The organism is Pseudanabaena mucicola FACHB-723, assembly GCF_014696385.1.
Lineage (GTDB): Bacteria > Cyanobacteriota > Cyanobacteriia > Pseudanabaenales > Pseudanabaenaceae > Pseudanabaena.
Genome location: NZ_JACJQB010000001.1, coordinates 284027 through 308458, shown reverse-complemented (window position 1 = coordinate 308458; position 24432 = coordinate 284027). Strand labels below are relative to the sequence as shown.

Below are 24432 nucleotides of genomic sequence, written 5' to 3'. Positions count from 1 at the left end.
AACCCCTCGCTGGCATGAAATCTTTCTAAAAATCCTCCACTGGTTCTAGTCTCCATTCTTTCACTCCCCATCTTTAGTTCCAAAGATACGATACTTGCTGATGTTCTCAGTATTAACATTATCGTTCTTGTGCTTTTACTGAATCTTTTGCAGCATTCCTTGCATAGGTAATTTTTAGGTATCTTTGCAGTCTTGATAGCAATGTTTACTGTTTTTAATGCTCTTTTGGCTTTGGCAGTATGGGCATTTTATGGATTTCTCCTTGTACTCGGTGTCTATTTTTCTCATGTCAATAATTCCCTGAGCACTGTCATAATCAAGATAAGACTTTGTGCTATACCTTGGCTTGCAATTGTTCAATTTCAGCAATCACTCGATTTTGGCTTGAAGTAAGGTGAGTACGAATTGAAGCTAGAGCTTTCTTAACATTGCGTTGGGCAATTGCTTCATATATTTGTCGATGTTCAGAGCGAATCTCTAAAACTTGGAGATTACGTTGAACCGTTTGGATTCGTAACAATGCCATCTTGTCAAACAACTGATCGAGCAGAAGTGATAACCAAGGATTGCCCGAACATTCGACGAGCGCACGATGAAACTGATAGTCAAGGTGAAGTAGTTGATAACTAGTAAGCGGATTGGGGTGCTGAGCGCTGGCTTTTTCAGCTTCTTGAACAAGTAATTCTATTTTTTCTAACTGTTCAGGCGTAGCGTGTTTACAAGCATCTGATACCGACTCCTGCTCTAACACTAATCGACAACGATAGAGATTTTGGGCATCTTCAATGGAGAAACTAATTACTCGTAAGTTTCCATTTCCATCGGCAACAATAAGTTGTTCTTTTTGTAACTGTTGCAGAGCTTCACGAATCGGTGTCCGACTAACTTGCAGTTTCTTGGCAATTTGCGTTTCTACCAAACGTGAGTCAGAGGCAAACTCACCTGACAAGATAGCCGATCGCAATACTTGGTAGGTCTGTTCGCGCAAAGACTGTGGACGCTGAATTGGCGCAGATGAAGAAAACATTAATCAAAAAACTCCTAACGAAAAATCGCTATGTATACAGTATATTGTATGCACTATGATCTGTGATATCACAGAAATTACCATAAAAAAAGTTAGACTATGATCGTAACACTTTCAGGACTATCAATAAACTGCGATCGCATTGATCGCCATCTTGCTGAACTTGCAGAAATAGGTAGACTACCTAATGGAGGCGTATGTAGACTAGCTTTTTCCGATGCCGATATGCAGGCACGATCGCGGATCAAAACTTGGATGTTAGAAGCAGGGATGAGCGTGCGCAGTGATGCGGTCGGGAATATCATTGGCACTTATGCGGGTACAGAGGTAGGGATTGGGGCTTTGGCGACAGGTTCGCACATTGACACCGTGCCTGTGGGGGGGCGTTATGATGGATGTCTGGGTGTCTTAGCAGGGATTGAAGTAGCACGAGTATTTCAAGAAAATCAGTTTCGTTTACGTCATCCTTTTGAAGTAATTGTTTTCTCTGATGAAGAAAATAGCGTGATTGGTTGCAAAGCGATTGCAGGTAACGCGCCCACAGATCCTGAACGCTATCGCCGCAAAGATGGGACAGCAATTCAGGATTGTTTGGCTAAAGTTGGCGGTGATTGGAATGCTTTAGCAACCGCAAAGCGCGATCGCTGTGACATAGCAGCTTTCATTGAACTCCATGTCGAGCAGGGTGGAGTATTGGAATCTCTAGATAAACAGATCGGCGTGGTAACAGGCATTGTCGGCCAGTATCGCTTTATGGTGCAGATTGTCGGTCGCCCCAACCATGCAGGAACAACACCAATGAATATGCGAAAGGATGCTCTTGTGGCGGCTGCTCAACTGGTATTAGCAATTAATCGTTTGGGAATTTCAGGTAATGGCGAGCAAGTTGCCACGGTAGGATATCTCACAGTTGCACCGAATGCCACTAATGTTGTGCCTGCGAGAGTTGATTTGAGTATAGATCTGCGTGACCTTTCAGAAGATAATTTACGGTTTCTGATTGCCGAGATTGAACGGGAATGTAAGACGATCGCCACAAACACTGGTACAGAAATTACGATTGAGCAGAAGCTCCATGTTTTGCCAACTCCAGCTAAATCGGAACTAATGGAGGCGATCGCCAAAGTTTGTCAAGACCTCAAACTTAGTTATGCTTATTTACCAAGTCGGGCAGGACATGATGCCCAAGAGATCGGACGTTTTACAGATATGGGAATGATTTTTGTGCCAAGTCGTGACGGTATTAGCCATTCTCAAGATGAATATACTTCTCCTGAACAATGTGCTCAAGGAACAAATGTTCTATTACATACACTTTTGGCGATCGATAATTGCTATCCATAATCTTTAGTCTTCCCAGTGAACAACTTTGGGGGCAGTGGAGCCGCCCCCCAAAGTTGTTCACTATAAAACCTAGAAGGTAAATTGTAATGGGTACAGTTCTTGTCAAAAATATTCATACTTTGGTGACAATGGATCGCGATCGCCGTGAGCTTCATAATGTGGCAATTTTTGTGCAAGATCAGGCGATCGCACAGGTAGGACTAACTGAAGATTTACCTCAAGAGGCGGATCAAGTTCTCGATTTGCAAGGACGACATATCGTCATGCCAGGGTTAGTCAATACCCACCATCATTTCTACCAAACTCTGACGAAAGTAGTTCCCGATGCTCAAAATTGCGATTTATTCAACTGGTTAAAAACACTCTATCCCATTTGGTCAAAGCTGACTGCTGAAGGTGTCTATGTGAGTGCTCAGATGGCCGCCGCCGAACTCATGCTTTCTGGCTGCACCACTGCTAGCGATCACCTCTATATCTATCCCAATGACTGCACCTTAGATGATGAAATTGCGGCGATGAAAGCGATCGGAATCCGTTTTCATGCCAGTCGCGGCAGTATGAGTGTGGGCGAGAGTCTTGGGGGCTTACCTCCAGATAGTTTAGTGGAGAAGGAAGCAGATATTCTCAAAGATTCCCAACGATTAATCGAACAGTATCACGATCCTTCGCGCTATTCGATGTTGCGAATGACATTGGCTCCCTGTTCACCTTTCTCCGTTTCTCCTGACCTCATGCGCGAGTCGGCAAGAATGGCGCGATCCTATACCAGTGTGAGACTGCATACTCATCTTGCGGAAAACCAATCTGATATTGATTATAGTTTGCAGAAGTTTGGAATGACTCCTGAAGACTATGCGGAATCAGTCGGTTGGCTTGGTGATGATGTCTGGCACGCCCATTGTGTGAAGTTAAGTGATCGGGCAATTTTAAAATTTGGACGCACTGGCACTGGTGTGGCGCATTGTCCTTGTAGCAATATGCGTCTAGCGAGTGGCATTGCATCAATTCGGAAAATGCTTAATCATGGTGTGCCTGTGGGCTTGGGGGTAGATGGTTCCGCTTCCAATGACATCGGGAACTTGATGCAAGAAGCTAGAACTGCTTTTCTCTTAGCAAGGGTCGGTAGTGGCGATGCTAAGTCAATGACCGCGAGAGATATTTTAGAAGTCGCTACATTAGGCGGCGCGAAGGTATTGGGGAGAGATGACATTGGTGCGATCGCTCCTCAGATGGCGGCAGATTTCATTGCCATAAATGTGGATCGTCCAGAGTTTGCAGGGGCACATCACGACTTAGTCGCTGCTTTGATTTTTTGTCCTGTCGGGAATGTGGATTACAGTTTTATTAATGGTCGAATGGTAATTGATCGTGGGCAATTAGCTACTGTCGATCTACCAATGCTGATTGAACGGACAAATAAATTATCTCTTGCGATGTTGCAGGTCTAAAGAGCAGAAGACGAATTACGGTGCAAATATCCGCAATTCGTCTTCTGCTCTTTAGACCGATAAGAGGTATAGATATCTATGTATTACTGTATACAGAAACTTTATAGCTACTAACCTTAAATACAGATTGGTTCTGTATACAGTATACATATTTAGCTTTGCAGAGAGATAATGCTTCATACTTTCAAGAAACAGTTACACAGAATTCTTTTTATTGCAGTTTCCACAACAGTGCTTGCTGCTTGTAACACTGCACCACCAAGCCCAAGTACAACCTCTGGCGATAAGCCTGCAACAACAGCAACAACGCCCCAGTCAGGAAATCCTGATCAAAAGACTAAACAAGATATTCGTGTGCAGCTTCCTTTTCTAAAGCAAAGTCTTGATGCACCGCTAATTTGGGCGATCGAAAAAGGTTATTTTGCAGAAGAAGGATTGAATGTCAGCTACGAACGCGGTTTTGGGAACGCAGATACCATTAGTAAGTTGGGTACTGGCAAATATGACATGGCATTTAGCGATATCTATAATGCAATGGAGTTTAATGACAAAAATCCTAATGACAAGATTCTTGCCGTAGCCTTTTATCAAAATAAAGCTCCTTTCTCGATTGTCACCTTCAAGGCAAATGGAATTAAAAGTCCTGCGGACTTAGTTGGTAAAAAGCTTGGTGCGCCAGCAGGGGATGGACCTCGCAAGCTATTTCCACTTTTGGCAAAAGAAGTCAAAATCTCTCCTGATTCAGTTACTTGGGATACAATGGAACCCAAGCTGCGTGAGACCTTTTTGCTACAAGGTAAGGTTGACGCAGTCAGTGGTTTCTACACTTCAGTTATTCCATCCTTGATCAAGGGTGGAAAGACAATGGAAGATATCCAAATCTTTTTCTATGACGAATATGGTCTAGATTTTTATGGTAATGGCATTTTAGTCAAACAAGATTTCATGACCAAAAATCCTGAAGCAATCAAAGCTTTCCTCAAAGCCTATTTTCGCGCAATGCAGGAGGTTATCAAAGATCCTAGTGCTGCCCTTGATTTAGTTGTATCCACAGATCAAAGTAAGTTAATGGATCGAGATGCAGAGAAGCTACGTCTAAAACTTGCCCTCGAACGGATGTATGTGACTCCAGAATTAGAAGCATCTGGTTTAGGGAGTGCGGACATGAAACGGCTCGATAAGAGTATCGCTCAAACTGTCGAAGGTTTCAAATTGAATCCTGTTACCTCCGCAGATTTGTTTACCGACAAGTTTTTACCTCCTAAAGAACAACGGATGATTCCTCCTGCTAGCGAGCGTAAACCATTACTTTAATACCAAAGCACAAAATGACTATGCCATTTTGTGCTTTTAAAACTCTTGTTGGGTTTGATCTTTAATACTTAATTAAAAGGCACAGCTAAAATGGTTCAGCCTATAACTTCCTCTTCTGCTGAAACTGCTACTCATTCTATACCCTTGTTAGAATTTGATCGTATTGGTTTGGAATATCCATTTGGCGAATCAATGCGTCAGATTATTCAAGAAATCTCACTTGATATCAAAGCTGGTGAATTTGTCTCCTTTGTCGGACCTAGTGGATGCGGTAAAACTTCGATTTTACGAATGGTTTCAGGCTTAAGTCCAACTAAAATTGGTGAGTTGCGATGTCATGGGCAACCCGTCACCAAACCACTCAAAAATGTGGGTATTGCTTTCCAGAATCCGGTATTACTACCTTGGCGGAGGACTATTGATAATGTATTATTGCCATTAGAAGTAGTACATCCTTATAAACGCGATTTTAAAGTTAATCACGCTTATTACGTGGAGATGGCACAAAAATTATTGCAGGCAGTAGGTTTAAAGGATTTTCAACAGCAGTTCCCTTGGCAGTTATCTGGTGGTATGCGTCAGAGAGCTTCCCTTTGTCGTTCCTTGATTCATAAGCCAGAAATCCTACTATTAGATGAACCATTTGGGGCGCTAGATGCCTTTACCCGTGAAGAAATGTGGGTAATGCTGCAAAAGTTGTGGATGGAAGCAAAATGCGTGGGGATTCTAATTACCCATGATTTGAGAGAAGCTGTATTTTTATCAGATACAGTTTATGTAATGAGTCCTAGACCCAGCGAGATTGCTTTCAAATTGAATATTGATTTACCTCGTCCAAGAACTCTAGAAATGTGTCTCAGTGATGAGTTTGCTCACCTTGCCGCCGAATTACGTCGTCATATTCATAAAAACTAAACCTTCAGAGCTGTAGCGAACACTATACGTGCGCTATAGCTTTGAAGGTTTTATATTTAATTTTGCCTAGCTACTTATATGACAATGATCATCAGGAGAAAATATGCAGGGAACTATTGAGAATGCAAGACGATCGCCCAAGAAGTTTGACTTTAATGCTTTTCTGAATACTAAAGCTGCGACGGTCATTTTGCCAGCGATCGCCACAGTTGTATTATTTATCATCTGGGAATTTGCAGTATGGGCTTTGAAGATTCAGCCTTTTAATTTACCTGCACCTTCCAAAATTTTAGAAGCAACTATCAAGTTTGCACCTCAACTTGCTGAAAACTCTTTGAGAACAGTCTGGACGACCTTTGCAGGTTTTGCGATCGCAAGCGTCGTTGGTGTAGTTTTAGGTTTTCTAATTGGTTACTCTAGATTCATTTATCTAACTTTCTATCCGTTACTAGTTGCCTTTAATACAATTCCAAAGTCAGCACTAGTACCATTGCTAGCAGTCTGGTTTGGCGCTAATGCCATTCCTGCGATCGTCACCGCCTTCTTGTTAGCATTTTTTCCGATCGCAGTTAATGTCGCTCTAGGTTTAGAAACCATTGAACCAGAGATGAAAGATGTTTTACATGCTTTGGGAGCATCTGATTTTGAGATATTCCAGAAAGTTGGCTGGCCACATACCTTACCCTATGTATTCGCTTCTCTCAAAATCGCAGTTTCCTTTTCCTTTATCGGAGCCGTAATTGCTGAGTCGATCGCTTCTAATGCAGGTTTAGGTTATCTGATCGTACAGGCCGCATCAGATTTTAATGTGCCTCTTGCTTTTGCCGCGTTGATTGCCCTTGCGATTCTGGGTGTGATGCTATACGCCTTATTTGTCGCCATAGAAAAGAAAGTGATTTACTGGGCAAGGTAATCCTCTAGCAAACAATAAAAAAGCTCGCGTATGCGAGCTTTTTTATTGTTTGCTAGTTAGGTTTTGGTAACCATGCCCAATGGCGATAGTTTGGATGGAGATAATCCTTTGGCTCATAATTTTCAATTACATCTTCAAATATTGGATGAGCATCTACCTCTTTAAAATCAACCTCCTTGAATGTTAGACAATCATCATAATTATTACCTTTTTGTTGCTTGATATTCTTAGTAAGAGTTTGCATAGTCTTTTTTCAGCACATAAATTTAAATTCATATTTGTATTATAAGCTACATTTACTTCAAAAAGATTCCAAGGTTTTTATTCGATGACATTGACGAATATATAGCGATCCTAAATTATGTCAGTGGTCAGTTAATCGGTTGCTTCAAGGCACTAGGTAGTTAAATCTTGATCGGCGTATTTATGTCTTTTTGGTCATCATGAAATGGAAATATCAGAACCCATCATCGATTAGATGACCAGTCCCCCCATTCATAGTTTAGGTATAAGAAAAGCGATACACCAACTGCTACTAATCATAGATAGAGACAAAACTTTGCTCGAGGGGAAGTTTTTGTAGTAAGTTTACAACTGTAGGTTAAAGTTTTGGGTGCAACCTTGTCACTTAAAGGCAAAAGCATTGCGATTACAGGTGCTTCTGGCACGATGGGGCGAGCGTTGATGATAGAACTTGCCAAGTCTGGGGCAAGTATAATTGCGCTCACAACTTCACCCAATGCCAAATTTCAGACAATTGAAGTTGATGAATCTGAAGTTGTGCCAATAGAGGTATGGACATGGCAGTTGGGCAAGGAAACAGAATTTTGCGATCGCATCAAAAATGTTGATATTCTGATTCTCAATCATGGGATCAATGTTTTGGGAGAAAGAGATTCGCAATCAATCTATAAGTCCTATGAAGTGAATACCTTTTCGGTATTTAGATGGATTGATCTATTTTTAGCAACATTGGGGGATTCCCCCAATATTGCATCTAAGGAAATTTGGGTAAATACCTCAGAAGCAGAGGTCAATCCTGCATTTAGCCCGTTATACGAACTATCAAAAAGGGCAATCGGAGATTTAATCACATTGCGTCGCCTTGATGCACCTTGTCAAATTCGCAAGTTGATTTTGGGGCCATTTAAAAGCGATCTCAATCCCTATGGTGTGATGTCGTCAAGCTTTGTTGCTTGGGCAATCGTCGCTTTAGCCAAACTTAATGTAAAGGATATTATCGTGACGATTAATCCGATTACTTTTGTCGCCTATCCGATTAAGGAACTATGTCGATCGCTTTATTTTCGTCTTTTTTTACGCCGCCACTAATTTATGAATTGCTCTATACAACCAGCATTGCAAACTGAAATCTGCCAATTTATTCGCGAAATTGGGCAAAAAGCTGTACAACTCAGGAAACAAGGCTTTGAAGTCGATGAGAAGGGTTTTGATGACTATGTAACTAATGTCGATCGCGAGCTTGATCAACTACTCAGTCAGAAGTTTGTGGCATGGTTTCCCGATGATGTGGTGATTAGCGAAGAAAATTTGCGATCGCTAGAGCTATGGAGACAGAAACCTGACTTTGCCTCAAAATTTTGGTTGATTGATCCCATTGATGGCACGGATGATTTTATCCATGGTCGTGAATTTTATTCAGTGATGGTGGGGGTTTTGGAGGGCTTTCAGCCTGTATGCGGCTGGGTCTATGCTCCCAAAAGCGATCATCTCTACTTTGGCGGCAAGGCAGTCAATGGGGTATTTACAATTACCAATGGCAATATTGCTGAGCCTTTGTATCCCCATGAACCAATTGGAGCAAGCTGCGATCGCATTATTGTCAGCAAAAAAGATGATCTTGCCTATGGTGATGCGATTCGGGCAGCCGTACCCAATGTCGAGTTTTATAGTTTAGGCAGCTTTGGCTTGAAGGTATTAGAAGTAGTGAATGGTCGCGCTAATGCCTATATCTATCTCAATCGTCGGGTTAAGTTGTGGGACACAGTTGGCCCCCTTGCGATCGCAAAAGCAGCAGGATTAATTTGTTGTGATTTGCAAGGACGAGAAATTGGCTTTGGTTATGATGATATTGACCCTAATAAATTGACTCACAATCAATTAATTGTGGTCGGGTGGCCAAAATTTATTGATCAATATCTCGCGACAATCGCCAAGAATCTATGCTTGCATAATTAAGCAGGTCGTCTGCAAAGCAGACGACCTGTGAACAAAATGGAGAATAGGAGGCTCGAACCCCTGACCTCTGCGGTGCGATCGCAGCACTCTACCAACTGAGCTAATTCCCCGATCGGTCATAGATCCTAGCATATTTGTCTTGATGGTGAGCTAGAAATTTAACCTCCTGTTAAAAACTTTAACCAGAACTTTAACCAGAAATCTATAAGCATACTTAAATAGCATTCCCTATGACCACAGATATCAGTAACCCAGAACCGCCTCCAGCATCAACATTCACCAAAATTGTGCGATTGTTACGTTGGCACAAGCCCGCAGGAAGATTAATTTTGATGTTGCCTGCACTATGGGCAACCGTCGCCGCCGCCAAAACCACAAGCCAGTCACCGCCAATTGATTTGATCATTGTGGTGATCCTTGGCAGTTTGGCAACTAGTGCTGCCGGTTGTGTGATTAATGACCTCTGGGATCGCAATATTGATCCACAGGTCGATCGCACCAAAAGCCGTCCCCTCGCCGATCGTTCCCTATCAATTCAAGTGGGGATCGCAGTTTTACTAGTATCAGGACTTTGTGCCTTTTTGCTCTCAACTTACCTCAGCCCACTCAGCTTTGGACTCTGTTTTGTGGCTGTACCTGTAATTGCAATTTATCCCGCCTGTAAGCGATTTTTTCCAGTCCCACAATTGGTCTTGTCAATTGCATGGGGCTTTGCCGTTCTCATCCCTTGGAGTGCGGTCACAGGTGGGTTAGATCGCTATGCTTGGGAACTATGGGGCGCGGTAATTGCGTGGACAATGGGATTCGACACAATTTATGCAATGAGCGATCGCGAGGATGATCTCAAGGTGGGAGTTAATTCCAGTGCGCTCTTTTTTGGAAGATATGTAACATTTGCGATCGCAATATTTTTGATACTCACCCTTGGATGCTTAGTTTGGTTTGGTTGGGAAATTCAGCTTAGTTATTTCTACTACCTATCTTGCTTGACGGCAGGGATAATATGGGTATGGCAATGTAAGCAACTATCTCAGACAGAAATTCCTAATAATTTTTATCAAAAAGCATTTGGGCAACATGTCTGGGTCGGCTTCATTATTCTTTTGGGAATGCTGTCATCATTACTGGGTATAGATTAGACCTTATGCCTTAGCTTCCTACTCCTGATGTATGATGCTTAGCTGGTATCATTCTGATAGTATCTAGATTACAGATAGTAGAAAAAATACATGAGTAATATTTCAGAAAAAATTCAAGACGAATTAAAGCAAGCCAGAGAAACTTGTGACACTACTGGCACTGACTCTAAGGAATGTGCTGCTGCATGGGATGCCGTCGAAGAGCTACAAGCTGAATCATCACACCAATCTGAATCTAAGCCTAAGAACTCCCTTGAGGTTTACTGTGATGACAATCCTGAAGCTGCTGAATGTCGCTTGTACGAAGACTAATAAATATATAGACAATTTATATTTCCCAATATATTTATTCTTTGGGATTCCCGTAAGAGCTTTGCACCGCAAAGCTTTTTTGTTGTTTTCAGTTTTCTTAACTAGTTTGTTTATAGCCTAGCTTTAGGAAAATATTCTCAAGACTATCTTGAGACTGATGAAAATTGGAAATTGGTATTTCTGAATCGATTAAGGATTTGAGTAATGCCGCACAATCCTCGATACTGCCTGCAAACTGGACACGCACAGTCATTGAACCATTTAAAGTCTCGACTTCCTGCACTAATTGCGATCGCAAAAGTGCTGCCTTTAGCTCCTCAACTTTACCAAGGGTAGAGATCAGCAATTGCCGTTGATCTTGATTATTGCGATCGTAAAGCTCCTGCAACCGTGAGCTTTCCACCAAACTACCCAATTCCATAATCCCAATCGATGTGCATATTTCGGCAAGATCACTCAAAATATGCGATGAAATCAGAATTGTCATCCCTTGTTTTTGCAGTGATTTAATAATATTGCGAACTTGTACTCTCGCAATGGGATCAAGCCCTGAGACTGGCTCATCTAGTAATAGCAAGGTCGGATTATGAATAATGCTGCGAGCGAGGCTCAATCGTTGTCTCATGCCCCTAGACAAGGTTGCGATCGCCTCATTTCTCTTCTGCTCTAGCTCCACTAACTCGATTACTTCACACAATCTTTGCGATCGCTGGGGATCACGCAAAAAATATAAACGCGCAAAATAATCAAGATAGTCCCAAACCGTTAAGTCATCATAAAGAGGGAAATCATCGGGTAAATATCCCAACTGTCTCTTTAGCTCAGGATTATTTTGCCCACGCAAAAAATGTACCCCATTAATATAAATTTCGCCTGCGGTCGGTTCTTCAGCAGCAGCAAGCATCCTGATTAATGTAGTTTTACCTGCACCATTGGGGCCAATTAGTCCATAGATCTCACCCTGCGAGATCTCTAAATCGACATGATTAACGGCAATATGATGATCAAACTGCTTTGTCAATCGGTGAGTGCGAACCGTCGTTACTGCTGTCATTGGATTGATCTAGAAACCAAAATTTAGCTGTATCTTAGCCTAATCGGTATTGAAAAACAGAAGACTGGTGCCGGCGCTTCGCACCAGTCTTCTGTTTTTCAAAACTTGCTATCCCATAGCGAAATGGGCAATTCTCCAAAATTAGATTTGCATTGCCATCATTAGCAGTTATGATCGGAAATGGTCAAAATTACATTTTTTACTTTTTTCTCAAAAGTTTCGCCAACAACATCATGATGCGTAGCAACTATTGCGGTCACCTCAATACCGAACATCTTGGACAAACAGTTAGCCTGTGCGGTTGGATTGATCGCAGACGGGATCATGGTGGTGTAATCTTTTTAGATTTGCGCGATCGCACAGGAATCGTCCAAATAGTCAGCGATCCTCAACGTACTCCTGTTTCCTATGACCTTGCAGGAGAGTTGAGAAATGAATATGTAGTCAAAATTATCGGTAAAGTTTCCCAACGCCCCGAAGAATCTCTAAATTCTAAATTAGCGACGGGTGAAGTAGAAATTTATGCAGAATCTATTGAATTGCTCAATGCCGTCAGCAAACCACTACCTTTCTTAATTTCTGAAGCTGACACGATCAAAGAAGAATTGCGCCTGAAATATCGTTACTTAGACATGCGTGGTGAGCGTCTGTCTAGTAACCTAAAACTCCGCTTTGAAGTTGTCAAATCCATTCGCCGCTTCCTTGAGGATGAATATGGATTTATGGAAGTGGAAACCCCAATTCTTTGCCGTTCCACTCCTGAAGGTGCGCGTGATTACCTTGTACCGAGCCGTGTCAATGCTGGTCAATGGTATGCGTTACCTCAATCGCCACAATTATTTAAGCAATTGCTAATGGTCGGTGGTTGCGATCGCTATTATCAGATTGCGCGATGTTTCCGTGATGAAGACCTTCGCGCCGATCGCCAGCCTGAATTTACCCAACTTGACATGGAAATGAGTTTCATGTCACAGGAAGAAATTATCGAGCTAAATGAGAACCTAATTCGGTACGTTTTTAAAACCGTTAAAGGTGTAGAACTTGGTGATTTCCCTCGTCTCACCTATGCCGAGTCCATGGATAGATATGGTTGCGATCGTCCTGATACTCGCTTCGGCATGGAACTGGTAAATGTCACAGATTTATTTGCCAACTCTGGCTTTAAAGTATTTGCCAACACCGTTGCCAATGGTGGCATTATCAAAGTCATCCCCGTCATCGGTGGCGACGAAGCGATTTCCAATACTCGCATTAAACCAGGTGGGGATCTTTCCAATTTAGTAGCCCAGTATGGTGCAAAGGGCTTAGCATTCATCCGCGTGCGTGAAGGTGGTGTGATCGACACCATCGGCGCTCTCAAAGATAGCATCACTGAAGAAGTGAAAAAGGAACTTCTAGAACGCACGGGCGCAACCGCAGGCACAATTCTACTATTTGGTGCTGGTGAAAAGGCAATCGTTAATGAATCGCTCTATCGTCTGCGTCTTGCTCTTGGTCGTGAGTTGGAATTGATTGATGACAATAAACTCAATTTTGTCTGGATTACTGACTTCCCAATGTTTGAATGGAATGCTGACGAGAAAAGATTGGAGGCACTGCACCATCCCTTTACCTCACCACGTCCCGAAGATATTGCCGATGGTCAACCCATCGATGTTAATACGATCGCACTAGCCTATGACCTCGTACTCAATGGTACAGAAATTGGCGGTGGTAGTATTCGGATTCACAAGCGTGAAGTCCAAGAAAAGGTATTTGCGGCGATCGGGCTGAGCGATGAACAAGCAAAAGAGAAGTTTGGATTTCTCATGGAAGCCTTTGAATATGGAACACCTCCCCACGGTGGTCTAGCCTTTGGACTCGATCGCTTAGTAATGCTAATTTCAGGTGCAGATTCTATCCGTGATGTCATTGCATTCCCGAAAACACAGCAGGCCCGCGACCTATTGACTGATGCCCCTTCAAGTGTTGATGACTCACAATTGAAAGAGCTTCATGTTAAATTGTCTTTGCCTCCGCTAAAATAATTTAAAAGCACAGAAACCAGAAAGGACGCTTTGCACCTTTTCTGGTTTCTGTGCTTTTATTGGTCTATGTATTAGCTTACTTTGAATCGACTTGCCGACATTTTGAACAGCATTGATCACAGTTAAATTCTACTGATGTTGCTTAAATATTGATTAAATGAATTATGTATGCAGATGTAATGTATGGGCGCTGAGGGACTCGAACCCCCGACATTCTCGGTGTAAACGAGACGCTCTACCAACTGAGCTAAGCGCCCTTGCTTGTGATTAGTGGCGGTCTTTTTTTGACCTCAATTAATATAACAGATCATGATCACTTTTAGTCAAGCATTTGGAAAATATTTTTTTAAGTCTTCCTTAAATTAATTTTTTCGTCATGTAAAATGCTTTCAGTATGGCGCTTTGCACTGTAAGCTTAGATGATTCTAGCGACTTTTTGTTCAATATACGTTCAATATTTGAGTAGATGCGGCAATGGAAGAATTGAGCAATGTCTTGGCATTAGCGACCGATGAGGAGCTACACCAAATCGCAGATATCCTCTTTCGGCGCAAGTTAAATCCCCTTGATTATTTTGCTACGCCGCCAATACAAGAATTACAGGCATGGGATCGTGATGAGCTGATTGATGCGATCGCAAAACGTTTTCGATTTCTGGCGGCTGATGGGCTTACGGTTTTACGCCGCAAAACTAATGGGGTTAGTTACCGTGAAGTCTTAGAGCGTGTATGTCAGCACCTCAATATTAAATATTCTAAAAAGCAAACCATTGAAGAAATTGAGTCAGAGCTGTTTCTCAACTTGATCAGCAATTCATGGAAAAAACTCTCGCCACAGGAACGTTCTAGCATTGACGAATCGATGCAAACTGCACTTACCCAGTCAGATTTACAAAGAGCCTTGCCCCTTGATGCCCAACGTAATCCCATGAGTTTGCTGGTTAAGGGTGGTAGTGCGATCGCAGTTAGCACTGTAGTACGTTCGGCGGTTTTGACAGCAATTGCGAGACAGATGGCGTGGCACTTTGCCTCCTATCAAGTTGGCTATGAAGTTTTGAAGGCAGGCAGCACGGCGATCGCCACCCGTTTAAATGCCTATGTATCAACTTACCTTGCTAAACGAGGTATGGCGGCGGCGGCAACTCAATACACGGCCGCCCGCACAGTATTCTCAGTAATTACACCTGCGCTTTGGGGATTGTTTTTTGCGGATCTTGGCTGGCGGGCGATTGCTACTAACTATGGGCGAATTATTCCCGCAATTTTTATTGTTGCCCAGATCAGATTATTGCGAATGTCATGAACTATTGCTGTAGTCACATAAAACCAAAAAACTAGGTGGTGGCGCGATGCGCCGCCACTCAGTTTTGGATTGGGAAGGGAATAGCAAGACTGGCGATAGTTATGTTACTTGGCAATACTTTATTTTTTTAGGGTGCGATCGCATTACAATGGAGATATGTTACGGATTGTTAAGAGAAATCCTGTATGAAATCTTCGTCTCCGCAAATTCTAAAAATTCCCACTAATCAGCTTGCCAATCCTGAAAATATATCTGACTGGAATCGCATCGAAGCACCGATGTGGCAAGGCAGTGAAGAAGATATGCGTCAAGGCTTGCCTTTTAATCTGCTCTCTCCGATCTGGCAAATGTTTTTGCTAGGTGATGGAGCACCGACAAGGCATTTGCAGTTGCTTACTCAATCACAAATCTCGGTTGATGTTGTGGCAATGACCCCCATTGGTGACAGTGATGACAATGCGCCAGCAGATATTGCAGCAATTGCTGCACCCAGAATTCGCCGACAAATCTTTTTGCGATCGCAGCAGACTGGCGAAATTTTTTCCCATGCGACTTCTTGGTGGTCTGAGGCAACCATGCAAAAGTATCTCAAAGACCCATCTTTACCAATTTGGGTCAGTCTCAATCAAAAATATACTGAACTGTACCGCGATCTTAAAGGAATTTATAAGGGTAAATGTCCCAACTTGACGGCAGCTTTTGGTTCAGAAATTGACACTTACTGGGGCAGACATTATTTACTGTGGCATGGGGGTGAGCCAATCACGATGATCTATGAGGTTTATTCCCCTGCGATCGGCAAGTATCTTGGTTCTAGTAGTCTCTAGGTAATAATGGCGACGCTTTGCGCCGCCACTAGTAGGTAGGTGTGAAATTTCTCTAGCTCGCAAAACGGTATAATCTTTGGCGTAGCTAATAGGTGACCGCATTGATTGCCATCTATCCAGGAAGTTTTGATCCGATTACCTTTGGGCATCTCGATATTATTCGGCGAGGCAGTCATCTATTCGAGCGGGTCATTGTGGCGGTTTTACGCAATCCTAATAAAACGCCTCTTTTCACGATGGAAGAGCGAATGCTGCAAATTCGAGAAGCAACGCAGCATTTAGAAAATGTTGATGTCGATACTTTTACAGGTTTGACAGTTACCTATGCCCGTCTCAAAAAAGCTCAGGTGCTAATTCGCGGCTTGCGGGCGGTCTCTGATTTTGAGTTGGAATTACAAATGGCTCATACTAACAAAACCCTAGCCAATGATATCGAAACCGTATTTTTATCGACATCCAATGAATATAGTTTTTTGAGTAGTAGTGTCGTTCGCGAAATTGCCCGCTTTGGTGGCGAAATTGGTCATTTAGTCACCCCTGAAGTTGCGATCGCATTAAGGCAAAAGTTTCAAACAAATTGACAACTAAATTTGCGTTACATTAGGGATAGGTGGCTTCATGTTTGTGCATTAAATCTCAAGGAGCATTAAACCTATGAAAATTATGATCTCAGCGCTCACATTACTAGGGGCTGCAACAACTTTTGTCAGCTCGGCGCTAGCTGATGTCTCGATTAACATCCGATTTGGCTCAAGTCCTTCCTTCAATAGGATCTACAATCCCTACCGTGTCAATACTCGTAAGCCTGTTTACTTTAATAATTACCCAACTAGGTACAATCGCACCTACCAGAATGGTTTTAACAATGGCTTTCAGCGTAATATTGGCTCTAGAAGAGTTATTCATCAAGTAGTTCCCAACTATAACTATAGTAATTCGTGGAATCAGCCGATTTTGCCGAGAGTGAATTATCTATCACAGTTCCCTAACCAAATCCACTCAATTTATAGTCCTTTTCCTTCACGCCCCAGCACAAGATATATTCGCGTTAGATAAGCAATCCCAAATAAACAAAGACGGCGCGAAACGCCGTCTTTGTTTATTTGGGATTTGTTTTTTAAAAGATTAGGCAGGTTGCTTAATATTTTCTTCACCTGAAGTGATCGTCATTGACTCAATGCGATCGCCAACTTGAATCTTTTCGACTAAATCCATCCCCTCAGTTACATAGCCAAATACAGCATAGGAACCATCAAGAAAATAGATATCATCGAGAGCAAAATAAAACTGACAGGATGCTGAGTTTGGGGACTGCGATCTTGCCATGGCAATCGCCCCCTTGTTGTGGCGTAACTTAGGCTTTTGTGTAGGCGCTAAAATTTCACCATAGACAGGCTTTTGATTTGCCCCATCGGGCAAAATTTCCAGTGGCACATAGCGCGGCTGGGAACTAACAGGATCAACAAAATTTCCAGTGCCATTGCCAAGGGGATCACCACCCTGAGCCACAAAGGGAGATGGTTCTTTGACAACACGATGAAAGGTTAACCCGTTATAAACGCCACGCTTAACTAAATCCGCAAAGTTACCTGCGGTGAGTGGCGCACTATTGCCGTCAAGCTCAATTTTGACAGTACCAGACTTTAATTTTAGTTCGACTGTTGCCTTTCCCTTGAGTTGTACAAACTTAGCAAGGGCAGCCTCTAGCTCGTTTTCAGGCTTTGTGCTAGGTGATGGTGATGATTTTGGGGCTTCTGCGATCGCAGTGGGGGCTTGACTGGCTGAGACACTAGCATTATTGCTGCATCCAGTGATAAAAACGGTCACTACCAAAACACAACTCAAAATCCAACGTAACATCTTCATTTCCAGCTCTTAAATAAGTTTATAAACTAAAAACCAGAAGTGAGTTGCGGTGTAAAGTACCGCAACTCACTTTTTCTACAATCCTTCCAATGGTACGCCCAAAAACTTAGCAATTTCCGCAGCCCGATCTTCGAGGACAGTTAAAGAAATTGGTTGACCGACTTCCGATAGAGGCAAGTCACCCTTGCCCTTTACACGCAAATATAAAGCTCTCTTAGGGCTAAGACCATTACGAATTTCGACACGCACAGCCTGCACATCAGTAATCTTATAGGTAAATTCGAGGTTGTTGCTTTGTGTGCGTCCACGACGAAAAATCTTGACCTTACCAGTATTGCGATCGAACTCGTTGTATCCACTGCCGTAGTCAATCGCCATTACATATAGGAGGTAAAGCTCTAGCAAAGTACCAGCCACGCCATAAAAAGATAGCGCCAAACCCTGCGGCACAAATTCTAGTTGTAGGGGATCAGAAAATGGCAGTAAATTGATTTTTAAGAAGCTGGAAATACCTGCTAATAGAAAGCCCGACGCGCCTATGGCAACAATAACCGCAAAGCAATAGTTACTAAAGCGTCGTGACCCGACAATGTCATATCGCAGAACATTGGATTGAGATTTTGTAGTTACCATCGGTTGAAATAGGATTAAAAATTTACTATCTAGAAAACAACAGTATATAGCGGCTTGCAGCCTGTTACCAAGGAAATAATAACTGGCGCAATTAAATATAAAACTCTAAAACCTGTGGCGCACGCGCAGCGTGCGCCACAGGTTTTAGCTCTGGGTTTTAATTATGCCTGGTTACTTAAACACAAAAAGATAGTGGCGATGTTTTGCACTGCCACTATCTTTTTGTGTTTAAGTAAGCGCAAAGCGCTATATTTATTTATTTTGTAAAGCCTTGAGTTCTCGTAAAATCACCATTAGACCCTTATTTTGATGATCTATTTGTTCAGAAATCTTACTCATTCGCTGATTTAAGACCTTGATCTCATTATCCTGATGATCTATGCGAGTATTTAGCTCATTAAATCTGGCGACAACCTCACGCTGAATTAAGTTTTCGATGCCTTGTACTAATAGAGTCTCAGTCGCAGTCAGTCGATGGATAATTGTTTGGAGTGTGGGCTGAACTTCGGCAGCAATAGGTTGGGGCTGGGCTAGTTGTGCTGTAGACACTGTGTCGGCAACCCTTGCAACTGGTGTTGTTACCGTTTGGACAGGTTCACTTACAGGATTTAAAAAGTTGTGAATGCGCGAGACTAGGACATCTGCCTCGAAAGGTTTTTCAAGAAAGTCAAATTCTGTAAATGGTTCAGGAACATGCTCAGTGACTTGTTCTTTTAGCCCTGAGATCATAATTACAGGGACTTTTTGCAATCCTTCGACACGTCGAATCGCCTGTAAGGTTTGATAGCCGTTATATTTCGGCATTACGAAGTCAAGTAAAATTAAGTCAGGGAAAGTCTTACGAGCAGCATCTAAGCCTGATTTACCATCACTTGCTTCTAAGACATCATATTTGCCTGCCAAAATGCTTTTTACCATTTTGCGGATCATGATGCTGTCGTCAATTACGAGTACTTTTTTTGCAGTCATGGATTTTCAGAATCCGCCCCAAATAGCTATGCGACATTATCATATTACAGTAATCATTGCTATGAAACTGAGTTTTATAGTTTTCCTGAAATTACACAAAATTAGGATTTTGCTGCAAGATCGGCGCGATCGCGTTAAACTTGAGATCCTTATTTTATTTCGGTTTTATGGCAAAACGTTACTCTATTGATTCGTCACAAATTATTCGTCGTGTCGAAGAATTAATAAACGCTTCTTCTAACCGTTATCGGATTACTGTGCAAGTTGCCAATCGCGCTAAGCTCAGACGCTACGAAGATGATGACTATGACGATCGCATGATGAAGCCAATCTTACGAGCCATTATGGAAATGTCTGATGAAATTTCCCAGCCTGAAATTTTAAGTGATTGAGGATACCTAAAGTGAGTGGTGCAATGTACCGCTTGTTTGAACATTACATATAAATTTTGGGAAGCACCGCAAAACAGTGCTTCTCAAAATTTATATGGGTTTTAACTCAGCGCAAAGCGCTGCATAGATTATGTTGAATTTCATAACTCAAGAGAGTAAGCAGCTATTGCGCGGTGACGATTGGCGCATTGGTTGGCGCTCAGATGTCGAACTTTATAAGGGTTTGGTGGGGACTGACAGTTGGGCAATCGAGTTAACTGAGGGTGAGTTTAAAGATTTTTGTCGTTTGGCAAGACAACTTGCTGAAACGATGCAACTGATGGCAGCAGAGCTATCTGACTGTGAAAAGATTTCTTGTACGCTAGAGACTGAAGATATTAGCCTTGAGGCAAATGGTTATCCCCATGCGTTTACCCTGCATTTGCAGCTACTAGCAGGGCGATGCTGCGAAGGTTTTTGGGATGCGGAGGCTGTACCTTTTTTATTGACTGCGATCGCAAATCTGACGGATATCCAAATTACTTAATTAGTAAAAAAACAAGGGTGCGAATATCGCACCCTATTTCTATTCCATCGATTTTCTGGCTAGGCTGACTGCTTTGACAAAGCTATAGACACCCACTGGCACACTGGCGATCAAAATTGCCCAAGTGGCGGCAAAGCCAAAGTCGGGTGCGCCATAGGATAGTTCGTAAATGCAGCCGACAAAAGCAATACCCGCAACGATGGAAATCAAGAGAATTAACTGGGCTTTTATATAATCGGGTGACATGATTGATGTTTTGAATAAATTTATTGTTCTTTCTGTAGCTATCGTCACTCGTCTTCTAGTTTTGGATTCTAGCAAGAATGACGATAGCTATAGAAAAGTATTAACCTAACTGATTTATTGTAAAGACTTTCTGCGTTTGGTTTACCTTTGCATATATATCAACTGATCTCTTTTTCCTAAAAGCGCCGCAATTGTAAAGATGTCAGTTAGGAGCCAACTCAACAATACCAACGCTACAGAAAGAGGCGTAATCACGAAGCTTACTTATATTCCTGTCTGAATCTCTGCAACGGCAGAAAATCACAACTTTTTTGTCACCCTGATCTTGTCATATCGTAAATCTGTGTATACTGTATACATAGATAAATGTACATTCTAAAATTTTAGAAAGTTTATTCACTCAGTTACTGAGTCTTAAGAGTTCTATGGTTATTCCTATTCCACAGCCCTTGCAGCCGATTGTGACATTTATCCATCCAGTATTGATGACTGTCACCTTTGCCACCGCCATTTATGCAGCCTACTTAGGACTGCAATATCGCAAGGCGCGGAGATCTGAAGGCGAAATCAAGAAAGCATTAATATCTAAGCGTTACAACCTTCAGCATTACAAAATCGGAGCAGTCTTTTTGGTGCTAATGGTCGGAGGTGCAATTGGAGGAATGGCAGTCACCTATAACAGCAGTGGCAAACTTGCAATCGGGGCACACTTATTTGCAGGCTTAGGGTTAGCATTTTTAGCCGCGACATCAGCTTCTCTCGCACCATTAATGCAACAGGGAAAAGAATGGGCAAGAGTTTCCCATATCTCAATTAACGCAATAATTATTGGAATTTTCTCGTGGCAAATGCTTACGGGTTTAAATATTGTGCAGCGAATTTTAGAACAAATGGCAAAAGCATCTTAATAGATTTTATGCACTCATAAAACAAGCTCAGGCTTACCAGTTTTAATGATGCTATATATAGTTGCCAATATTTCAGACATCATCAACAATAATGATTGTATTTTATTGATTTTTTAAAGATAAAAGTAATAAGTTAAATGCTTATTAATTTAGATATTATATGATTTTAAAAACTTATTCAAAAAATCGTTTTAAGCAAAGACAATCAAAAACAAAGTGTAATTAAAAATCAGAGTTAAAATGCATACTGTATAAGCATTATATAGTATGCATTTTTATTTTTTATGCTCAATTAAATATATATTTACTATCTATTTTAAAAGCTTTTCATGAAAAAATATTAAATAAATTTAAATAGATAAGCTGTTTAAATTCAATACTGTCAAAAAAAGTAACTTAGAATACTATTGTTTTGTAAGGATTCTGTTGTAATGAAGTTTATATGTCAAACTAATTTGTTGATTTAACAAGTAAACTAAGCAGCTTAATTAATCTTTTACTGATATTGCAACAATATTTGCTAGTGATATCAAATCTCTTGAGTAAAGTATTGATTACTATATTTAGATTGGATTTACTAATTAGTTTTGGCAATCAAAAACCAGAGTTGTAAAAGTATGCGTAGGAATAAGTTCGGCTGTATGTTCAAATCCCCTAGTTCTAAATTACTTACTAAAGTCAGTAGCCTTTGCTTAGCCCTAGTAATTATGCTGGGTGTCTTCTTAGGCAATCCAATCAATGCACAGGCAAATATCATCACCTCTAATTTTGATGGCTCTATTGCTGAGATGCGATCGCAAATTGATGGTAAAACGGTTCCCTTACTATTGGCTGATGCAGTGGTAGAAAATGAAGCCACCGCAGAAACTCCCGAAGCAAAAGCCGCCGCCAAACTCGAAGCAAAAAAAGCAAAAGCTGCCGCCAAACTCGAAGCCAAGAAGCTAAAGGAAGCTGCCGAGGCTGAAGCTGCTGAAGCGAAAGCTGCGGAAAAAGCTGCTAAAAAAGCTGCTAAACTCGAAGCAAAAAAAGCTAAGGAAGCCGCTAAACTCGAAGCCAAGAAAGCTAAGGAAGCGGAAAAAGCTGCTGTGATTGAAGAAGAGAAATTGTCAGAATCTCCAGAAGCAACACCTTCAGAGCCAGCCGCCGAAACAGCAGTAGAAACTGAAACTACTCCTTAGTCAGAAGTTAGAGAGATTTAGAGTTTGTCGTAGGCAAGATGAAAACTCAAAACCTTTACTGTGATTGTCTTTGGTTTTGCAAATGGGTATGCACTCATTTGCAAAACTCTATACCAATAAATAATCCATGATCTAATTCAAGGCAAGAAAATGACTTCGGCAATTCCGCGATCGCAATCTAAATTCAGCCTGAGTGCCTACCTAATTAGCGATAAACCAGCAGGATTCTTATTAAGTTGGGTGGCAGGATTTGTGGATACTTCTGCATTTATTATTCTATTTGGACTATTCACCGCCCATGTAACTGGAAACATTGCTTTAGCAGGTTCCTCCTTTGTTAGCGCAGACCCTGAGACAACGATCACCCGATTACTGATGTTACCAACATTTGTTGTAACTGTTGCTTTGACTTCTCTGCTTGCTCGTTATGCTCGTAGTCAAAAGTGGTGTGTATTTGGAGTGTTATTGACTGCTGAAGCGATCGCCTTAGCCATCTTTCTATCATTGGGAATGACCCTTTCGCCAGAATTGCTCTTTGATGTTCAAGAGGAGCTGATTCTACCCATTGGCATCTCTGGTGTAATTGCCATGGCAATTCAGAATGCTTTGATGAAAGAAGCGAAAGGAGTATTTAAAAGCTATATTCCCACGACAGTCATGACGGGAAATACCACCCAACTAACCATTGATGTAGTACAGTTTTTGAGTGCAAAGCTTGCCAAAAATCAGACTGAACTAACGCAAACTGAAGCTGAAGAATCCTTAGAACGCATCAGCAGGTTTGTACCCACGATCGTAGGTTTTGCCCTTGGTGGATTGTTAGCAGCTTACTTTGTTTTAGTCTCTGAGTCTTGGTGGAGTCTGTCTTTACCTTTGATAATCATCTCAGTTTTGGCGATCGCTGCCTACGTTGAACATGGTCAGAAATCTGTTGATTAAGCTTTTAAAGTTTTCAAATATTCAAGGAAAATCCAATGAAACAACGTTTACTATGCCTTTTTATCAGTGCTGTAATTTTTGTGGGGTTACTCACAGGTAATGCAGTGCAAGCAAAAATGATTCCTGCACCGATGACACTAATTGCGGCAACCGAGATATCAGAACCATCTGAAACTTCTGGAATAGTTACCACTGAATCCGCCGCAGCACCTACTGATAAAGCATCTGACCTTCTCAAACAATTAGAGACTGAAATCTTGCCACAAATTGAGAGTGTTTTAACTCCAGAACAGCAAGCCGAATTTGCAACTAAAGTTGCATCAGGGACTAGTTTTCGTAAAGCCTTTAAAGCCGTGACACTCACTCCAGCCCAAAAAAGCAAACTGAGTAATGTATTTAAAGCTATTCCTAAAAAAGATATCTTTGCTACACTTACACCTGCTCAAAAGAAGTCATTATTCTTAAAAAATAAGCAACTATTTATTCCGACTTCTGAAGAAATTGGCGCAAAAATCACTGCTGGTATGCAAATGGCAAAAGATAAGTCTCCCTTAGTCCCATCTGTAGAATCAATTGTCGAAAAAATCACTGCCAAAAGGAAAAATATTGAGATAGAGGAATAAAAATGGACAGTATTATGTCAGGTCGTTTTGAAGATTGGTTGCTTTTAGTAGCAGCAATTATTGTTGCAATGATCATATTTGCATCCTTAGAAAAGATTGCAAAATCTCTTCTCATACCATTAGCAGTTGTGGCGATCGCCTTAATCGTAGCAAAAGTTGGCTTTGGCATTACTCCCAACTATCTCTGGCATGAATCAATTCATATTTTACGGCGACTTAGCTCAAGATTTCTCTAAAGAAAAAAGAGGTGCAAAGCACCTCTTTTTTCTTTAGAGAAATCTTTTTAACACAAGAAGAGAAGGGATTTCTGATTTTGTAGTGATTCTAGCGG

28 protein-coding genes and 2 tRNA genes are annotated in these 24432 nt (G+C 41.6%); 21 read left to right on the top strand and 9 right to left on the bottom strand.

All coding sequences use genetic code 11. The features are described from left to right. Positions 1 to 334: 334 nt before the first annotated feature. A complete protein-coding gene (locus H6F41_RS01355; protein ID WP_190401656.1) occupies positions 335 to 1027 on the bottom strand; it encodes a GntR family transcriptional regulator in 693 nt (230 codons plus the stop codon). Between the two features lie 99 nt (positions 1028 to 1126). Between H6F41_RS01355 and H6F41_RS01350 the strand changes: the two genes are divergently transcribed. From H6F41_RS01350 to H6F41_RS01330, 5 genes are all read left to right on the top strand, one after another. Then, entirely contained in the window at positions 1127 to 2371 is a 1245-nt protein-coding gene (locus tag H6F41_RS01350; protein ID WP_190401655.1) for a Zn-dependent hydrolase, read from the top strand. A gap of 86 nt (positions 2372 to 2457) precedes the next feature. After that, positions 2458 to 3819 (top strand): 8-oxoguanine deaminase, encoded by a 1362-nt coding sequence (locus H6F41_RS01345; RefSeq protein ID WP_190401654.1) that lies wholly within the window; start codon positions 2458 to 2460, stop codon positions 3817 to 3819. Positions 3820 to 3990: 171 nt separating this feature from the next. Beyond that, positions 3991 to 5133, top strand: coding sequence for an ABC transporter substrate-binding protein (locus H6F41_RS01340; RefSeq protein WP_190401653.1), 1143 nt, complete (start codon positions 3991 to 3993; stop codon positions 5131 to 5133). 90 nt (positions 5134 to 5223) lie between these two features. Then, positions 5224 to 6048, top strand: a complete 825-nt coding sequence (locus tag H6F41_RS01335; protein ID WP_190401652.1) for an ABC transporter ATP-binding protein — start codon at positions 5224 to 5226, stop codon at positions 6046 to 6048. Between the two features lie 103 nt (positions 6049 to 6151). Further along, complete coding sequence (locus H6F41_RS01330) at positions 6152 to 6961, top strand: ABC transporter permease (RefSeq protein WP_190401651.1); 810 nt, start codon at positions 6152 to 6154, stop codon at positions 6959 to 6961. Positions 6962 to 7013: 52 nt separating this feature from the next. Here H6F41_RS01330 and H6F41_RS01325 read toward each other — a convergent pair whose 3' ends face one another. Then, on the bottom strand, positions 7014 to 7205 hold the full coding sequence (locus H6F41_RS01325; protein ID WP_190401650.1) for a hypothetical protein: 192 nt from the start codon (positions 7203 to 7205) through the stop codon (positions 7014 to 7016). A 365-nt stretch (positions 7206 to 7570) separates the two neighbouring features. Between H6F41_RS01325 and H6F41_RS01320 the strand changes: the two genes are divergently transcribed. Both H6F41_RS01320 and H6F41_RS01315 read left to right on the top strand, forming a co-directional pair. After that, positions 7571 to 8293: a bifunctional sterol desaturase/short chain dehydrogenase gene (locus H6F41_RS01320; protein ID WP_190401649.1), complete on the top strand. Its 723-nt coding sequence runs from the start codon at positions 7571 to 7573 to the stop codon at positions 8291 to 8293. A 3-nt stretch (positions 8294 to 8296) separates the two neighbouring features. Next, entirely contained in the window at positions 8297 to 9160 is an 864-nt protein-coding gene (locus H6F41_RS01315) for a 3'(2'),5'-bisphosphate nucleotidase CysQ family protein (RefSeq protein ID WP_199288606.1), read from the top strand. Positions 9161 to 9197: 37 nt separating this feature from the next. On the opposite strand, the gene H6F41_RS01310 is transcribed toward H6F41_RS01315, so the two are convergent. Then, positions 9198 to 9270, bottom strand: a tRNA-Ala gene (locus H6F41_RS01310). 120 nt (positions 9271 to 9390) lie between these two features. Between H6F41_RS01310 and H6F41_RS01305 the strand changes: the two genes are divergently transcribed. Then, the gene (locus H6F41_RS01305; protein ID WP_190401648.1) at positions 9391 to 10299 is read left to right on the top strand and encodes a 4-hydroxybenzoate solanesyltransferase; all 909 of its coding nucleotides are present in this window, start codon (positions 9391 to 9393) and stop codon (positions 10297 to 10299) included. 90 nt (positions 10300 to 10389) lie between these two features. After that, complete coding sequence (locus H6F41_RS01300; protein WP_190401647.1) at positions 10390 to 10611, top strand: Calvin cycle protein CP12; 222 nt, start codon at positions 10390 to 10392, stop codon at positions 10609 to 10611. A 97-nt stretch (positions 10612 to 10708) separates the two neighbouring features. Here the strand turns inward: H6F41_RS01300 and H6F41_RS01295 are convergent, their stop codons facing one another. Beyond that, positions 10709 to 11665, bottom strand: coding sequence for an ABC transporter ATP-binding protein (locus H6F41_RS01295; protein ID WP_190401646.1), 957 nt, complete (start codon positions 11663 to 11665; stop codon positions 10709 to 10711). 236 nt (positions 11666 to 11901) lie between these two features. Between H6F41_RS01295 and aspS the strand changes: the two genes are divergently transcribed. Then, positions 11902 to 13692, top strand: a complete 1791-nt coding sequence (gene aspS, locus H6F41_RS01290) for an aspartate--tRNA ligase (RefSeq protein WP_190401721.1) — start codon at positions 11902 to 11904, stop codon at positions 13690 to 13692. A gap of 184 nt (positions 13693 to 13876) precedes the next feature. Here the strand turns inward: aspS and H6F41_RS01285 are convergent. Next, a tRNA-Val gene (locus H6F41_RS01285) sits at positions 13877 to 13949 on the bottom strand. Between the two features lie 217 nt (positions 13950 to 14166). Between H6F41_RS01285 and H6F41_RS01280 the strand changes: the two genes are divergently transcribed. From H6F41_RS01280 to H6F41_RS01265, 4 genes are all read left to right on the top strand, one after another. After that, positions 14167 to 14994, top strand: a complete 828-nt coding sequence (locus H6F41_RS01280; protein ID WP_190401645.1) for a YaaW family protein — start codon at positions 14167 to 14169, stop codon at positions 14992 to 14994. 185 nt (positions 14995 to 15179) lie between these two features. Continuing rightward, positions 15180 to 15821: a chorismate lyase gene (locus H6F41_RS01275; RefSeq protein WP_190401644.1), complete on the top strand. Its 642-nt coding sequence runs from the start codon at positions 15180 to 15182 to the stop codon at positions 15819 to 15821. Between the two features lie 101 nt (positions 15822 to 15922). After that, a complete protein-coding gene (gene coaD / locus H6F41_RS01270) occupies positions 15923 to 16402 on the top strand; it encodes a pantetheine-phosphate adenylyltransferase (protein WP_190401720.1) in 480 nt (159 codons plus the stop codon). Between the two features lie 73 nt (positions 16403 to 16475). Then, positions 16476 to 16877, top strand: coding sequence for a hypothetical protein (locus tag H6F41_RS01265; RefSeq protein ID WP_190401643.1), 402 nt, complete (start codon positions 16476 to 16478; stop codon positions 16875 to 16877). 69 nt (positions 16878 to 16946) lie between these two features. On the opposite strand, the gene H6F41_RS01260 is transcribed toward H6F41_RS01265, so the two are convergent. The 3 genes from H6F41_RS01260 to H6F41_RS01250 all read right to left on the bottom strand — a co-directional run bounded on the left by H6F41_RS01260 (position 16947) and on the right by H6F41_RS01250 (position 19289). Further along, positions 16947 to 17681 (bottom strand): peptidylprolyl isomerase, encoded by a 735-nt coding sequence (locus H6F41_RS01260; protein ID WP_190401642.1) that lies wholly within the window; start codon positions 17679 to 17681, stop codon positions 16947 to 16949. A gap of 81 nt (positions 17682 to 17762) precedes the next feature. Then, entirely contained in the window at positions 17763 to 18320 is a 558-nt protein-coding gene (locus H6F41_RS01255) for a photosystem I assembly protein Ycf4 (protein ID WP_190401641.1), read from the bottom strand. 252 nt (positions 18321 to 18572) lie between these two features. After that, a complete protein-coding gene (locus H6F41_RS01250; RefSeq protein WP_190401640.1) occupies positions 18573 to 19289 on the bottom strand; it encodes a response regulator in 717 nt (238 codons plus the stop codon). Positions 19290 to 19456: 167 nt separating this feature from the next. Here H6F41_RS01250 and H6F41_RS01245 point away from each other — a divergent pair, with 167 nt between their 5' ends. Continuing rightward, entirely contained in the window at positions 19457 to 19681 is a 225-nt protein-coding gene (locus tag H6F41_RS01245) for a DNA-directed RNA polymerase subunit omega (RefSeq protein ID WP_190401639.1), read from the top strand. A 130-nt stretch (positions 19682 to 19811) separates the two neighbouring features. Then, complete coding sequence (locus tag H6F41_RS01240; protein WP_190401638.1) at positions 19812 to 20207, top strand: DUF1818 family protein; 396 nt, start codon at positions 19812 to 19814, stop codon at positions 20205 to 20207. A 39-nt stretch (positions 20208 to 20246) separates the two neighbouring features. On the opposite strand, the gene H6F41_RS01235 is transcribed toward H6F41_RS01240, so the two are convergent. Continuing rightward, positions 20247 to 20453 carry a hypothetical protein gene (locus H6F41_RS01235; protein ID WP_190401637.1) on the bottom strand — a complete coding sequence of 69 codons (207 nt, stop codon included), beginning with the start codon at positions 20451 to 20453 and terminating at the stop codon, positions 20247 to 20249. Between the two features lie 425 nt (positions 20454 to 20878). Between H6F41_RS01235 and H6F41_RS01230 the strand changes: the two genes are divergently transcribed. The 5 genes from H6F41_RS01230 to H6F41_RS01210 all read left to right on the top strand — a co-directional run bounded on the left by H6F41_RS01230 (position 20879) and on the right by H6F41_RS01210 (position 24337). After that, positions 20879 to 21361: a DUF4079 domain-containing protein gene (locus H6F41_RS01230; RefSeq protein ID WP_190401636.1), complete on the top strand. Its 483-nt coding sequence runs from the start codon at positions 20879 to 20881 to the stop codon at positions 21359 to 21361. 641 nt (positions 21362 to 22002) lie between these two features. Beyond that, on the top strand, positions 22003 to 22539 hold the full coding sequence (locus H6F41_RS18715) for a hypothetical protein (RefSeq protein ID WP_199288605.1): 537 nt from the start codon (positions 22003 to 22005) through the stop codon (positions 22537 to 22539). Positions 22540 to 22689: 150 nt separating this feature from the next. Then, positions 22690 to 23478, top strand: coding sequence for a YoaK family protein (locus H6F41_RS01220; RefSeq protein ID WP_190401635.1), 789 nt, complete (start codon positions 22690 to 22692; stop codon positions 23476 to 23478). A gap of 35 nt (positions 23479 to 23513) precedes the next feature. Further along, positions 23514 to 24101, top strand: a complete 588-nt coding sequence (locus tag H6F41_RS01215) for a hypothetical protein (protein ID WP_190401634.1) — start codon at positions 23514 to 23516, stop codon at positions 24099 to 24101. Positions 24102 to 24103: 2 nt separating this feature from the next. Continuing rightward, positions 24104 to 24337, top strand: coding sequence for a hypothetical protein (locus H6F41_RS01210; RefSeq protein ID WP_190401633.1), 234 nt, complete (start codon positions 24104 to 24106; stop codon positions 24335 to 24337). The last annotated feature ends 95 nt before the right edge of the window (positions 24338 to 24432 follow it).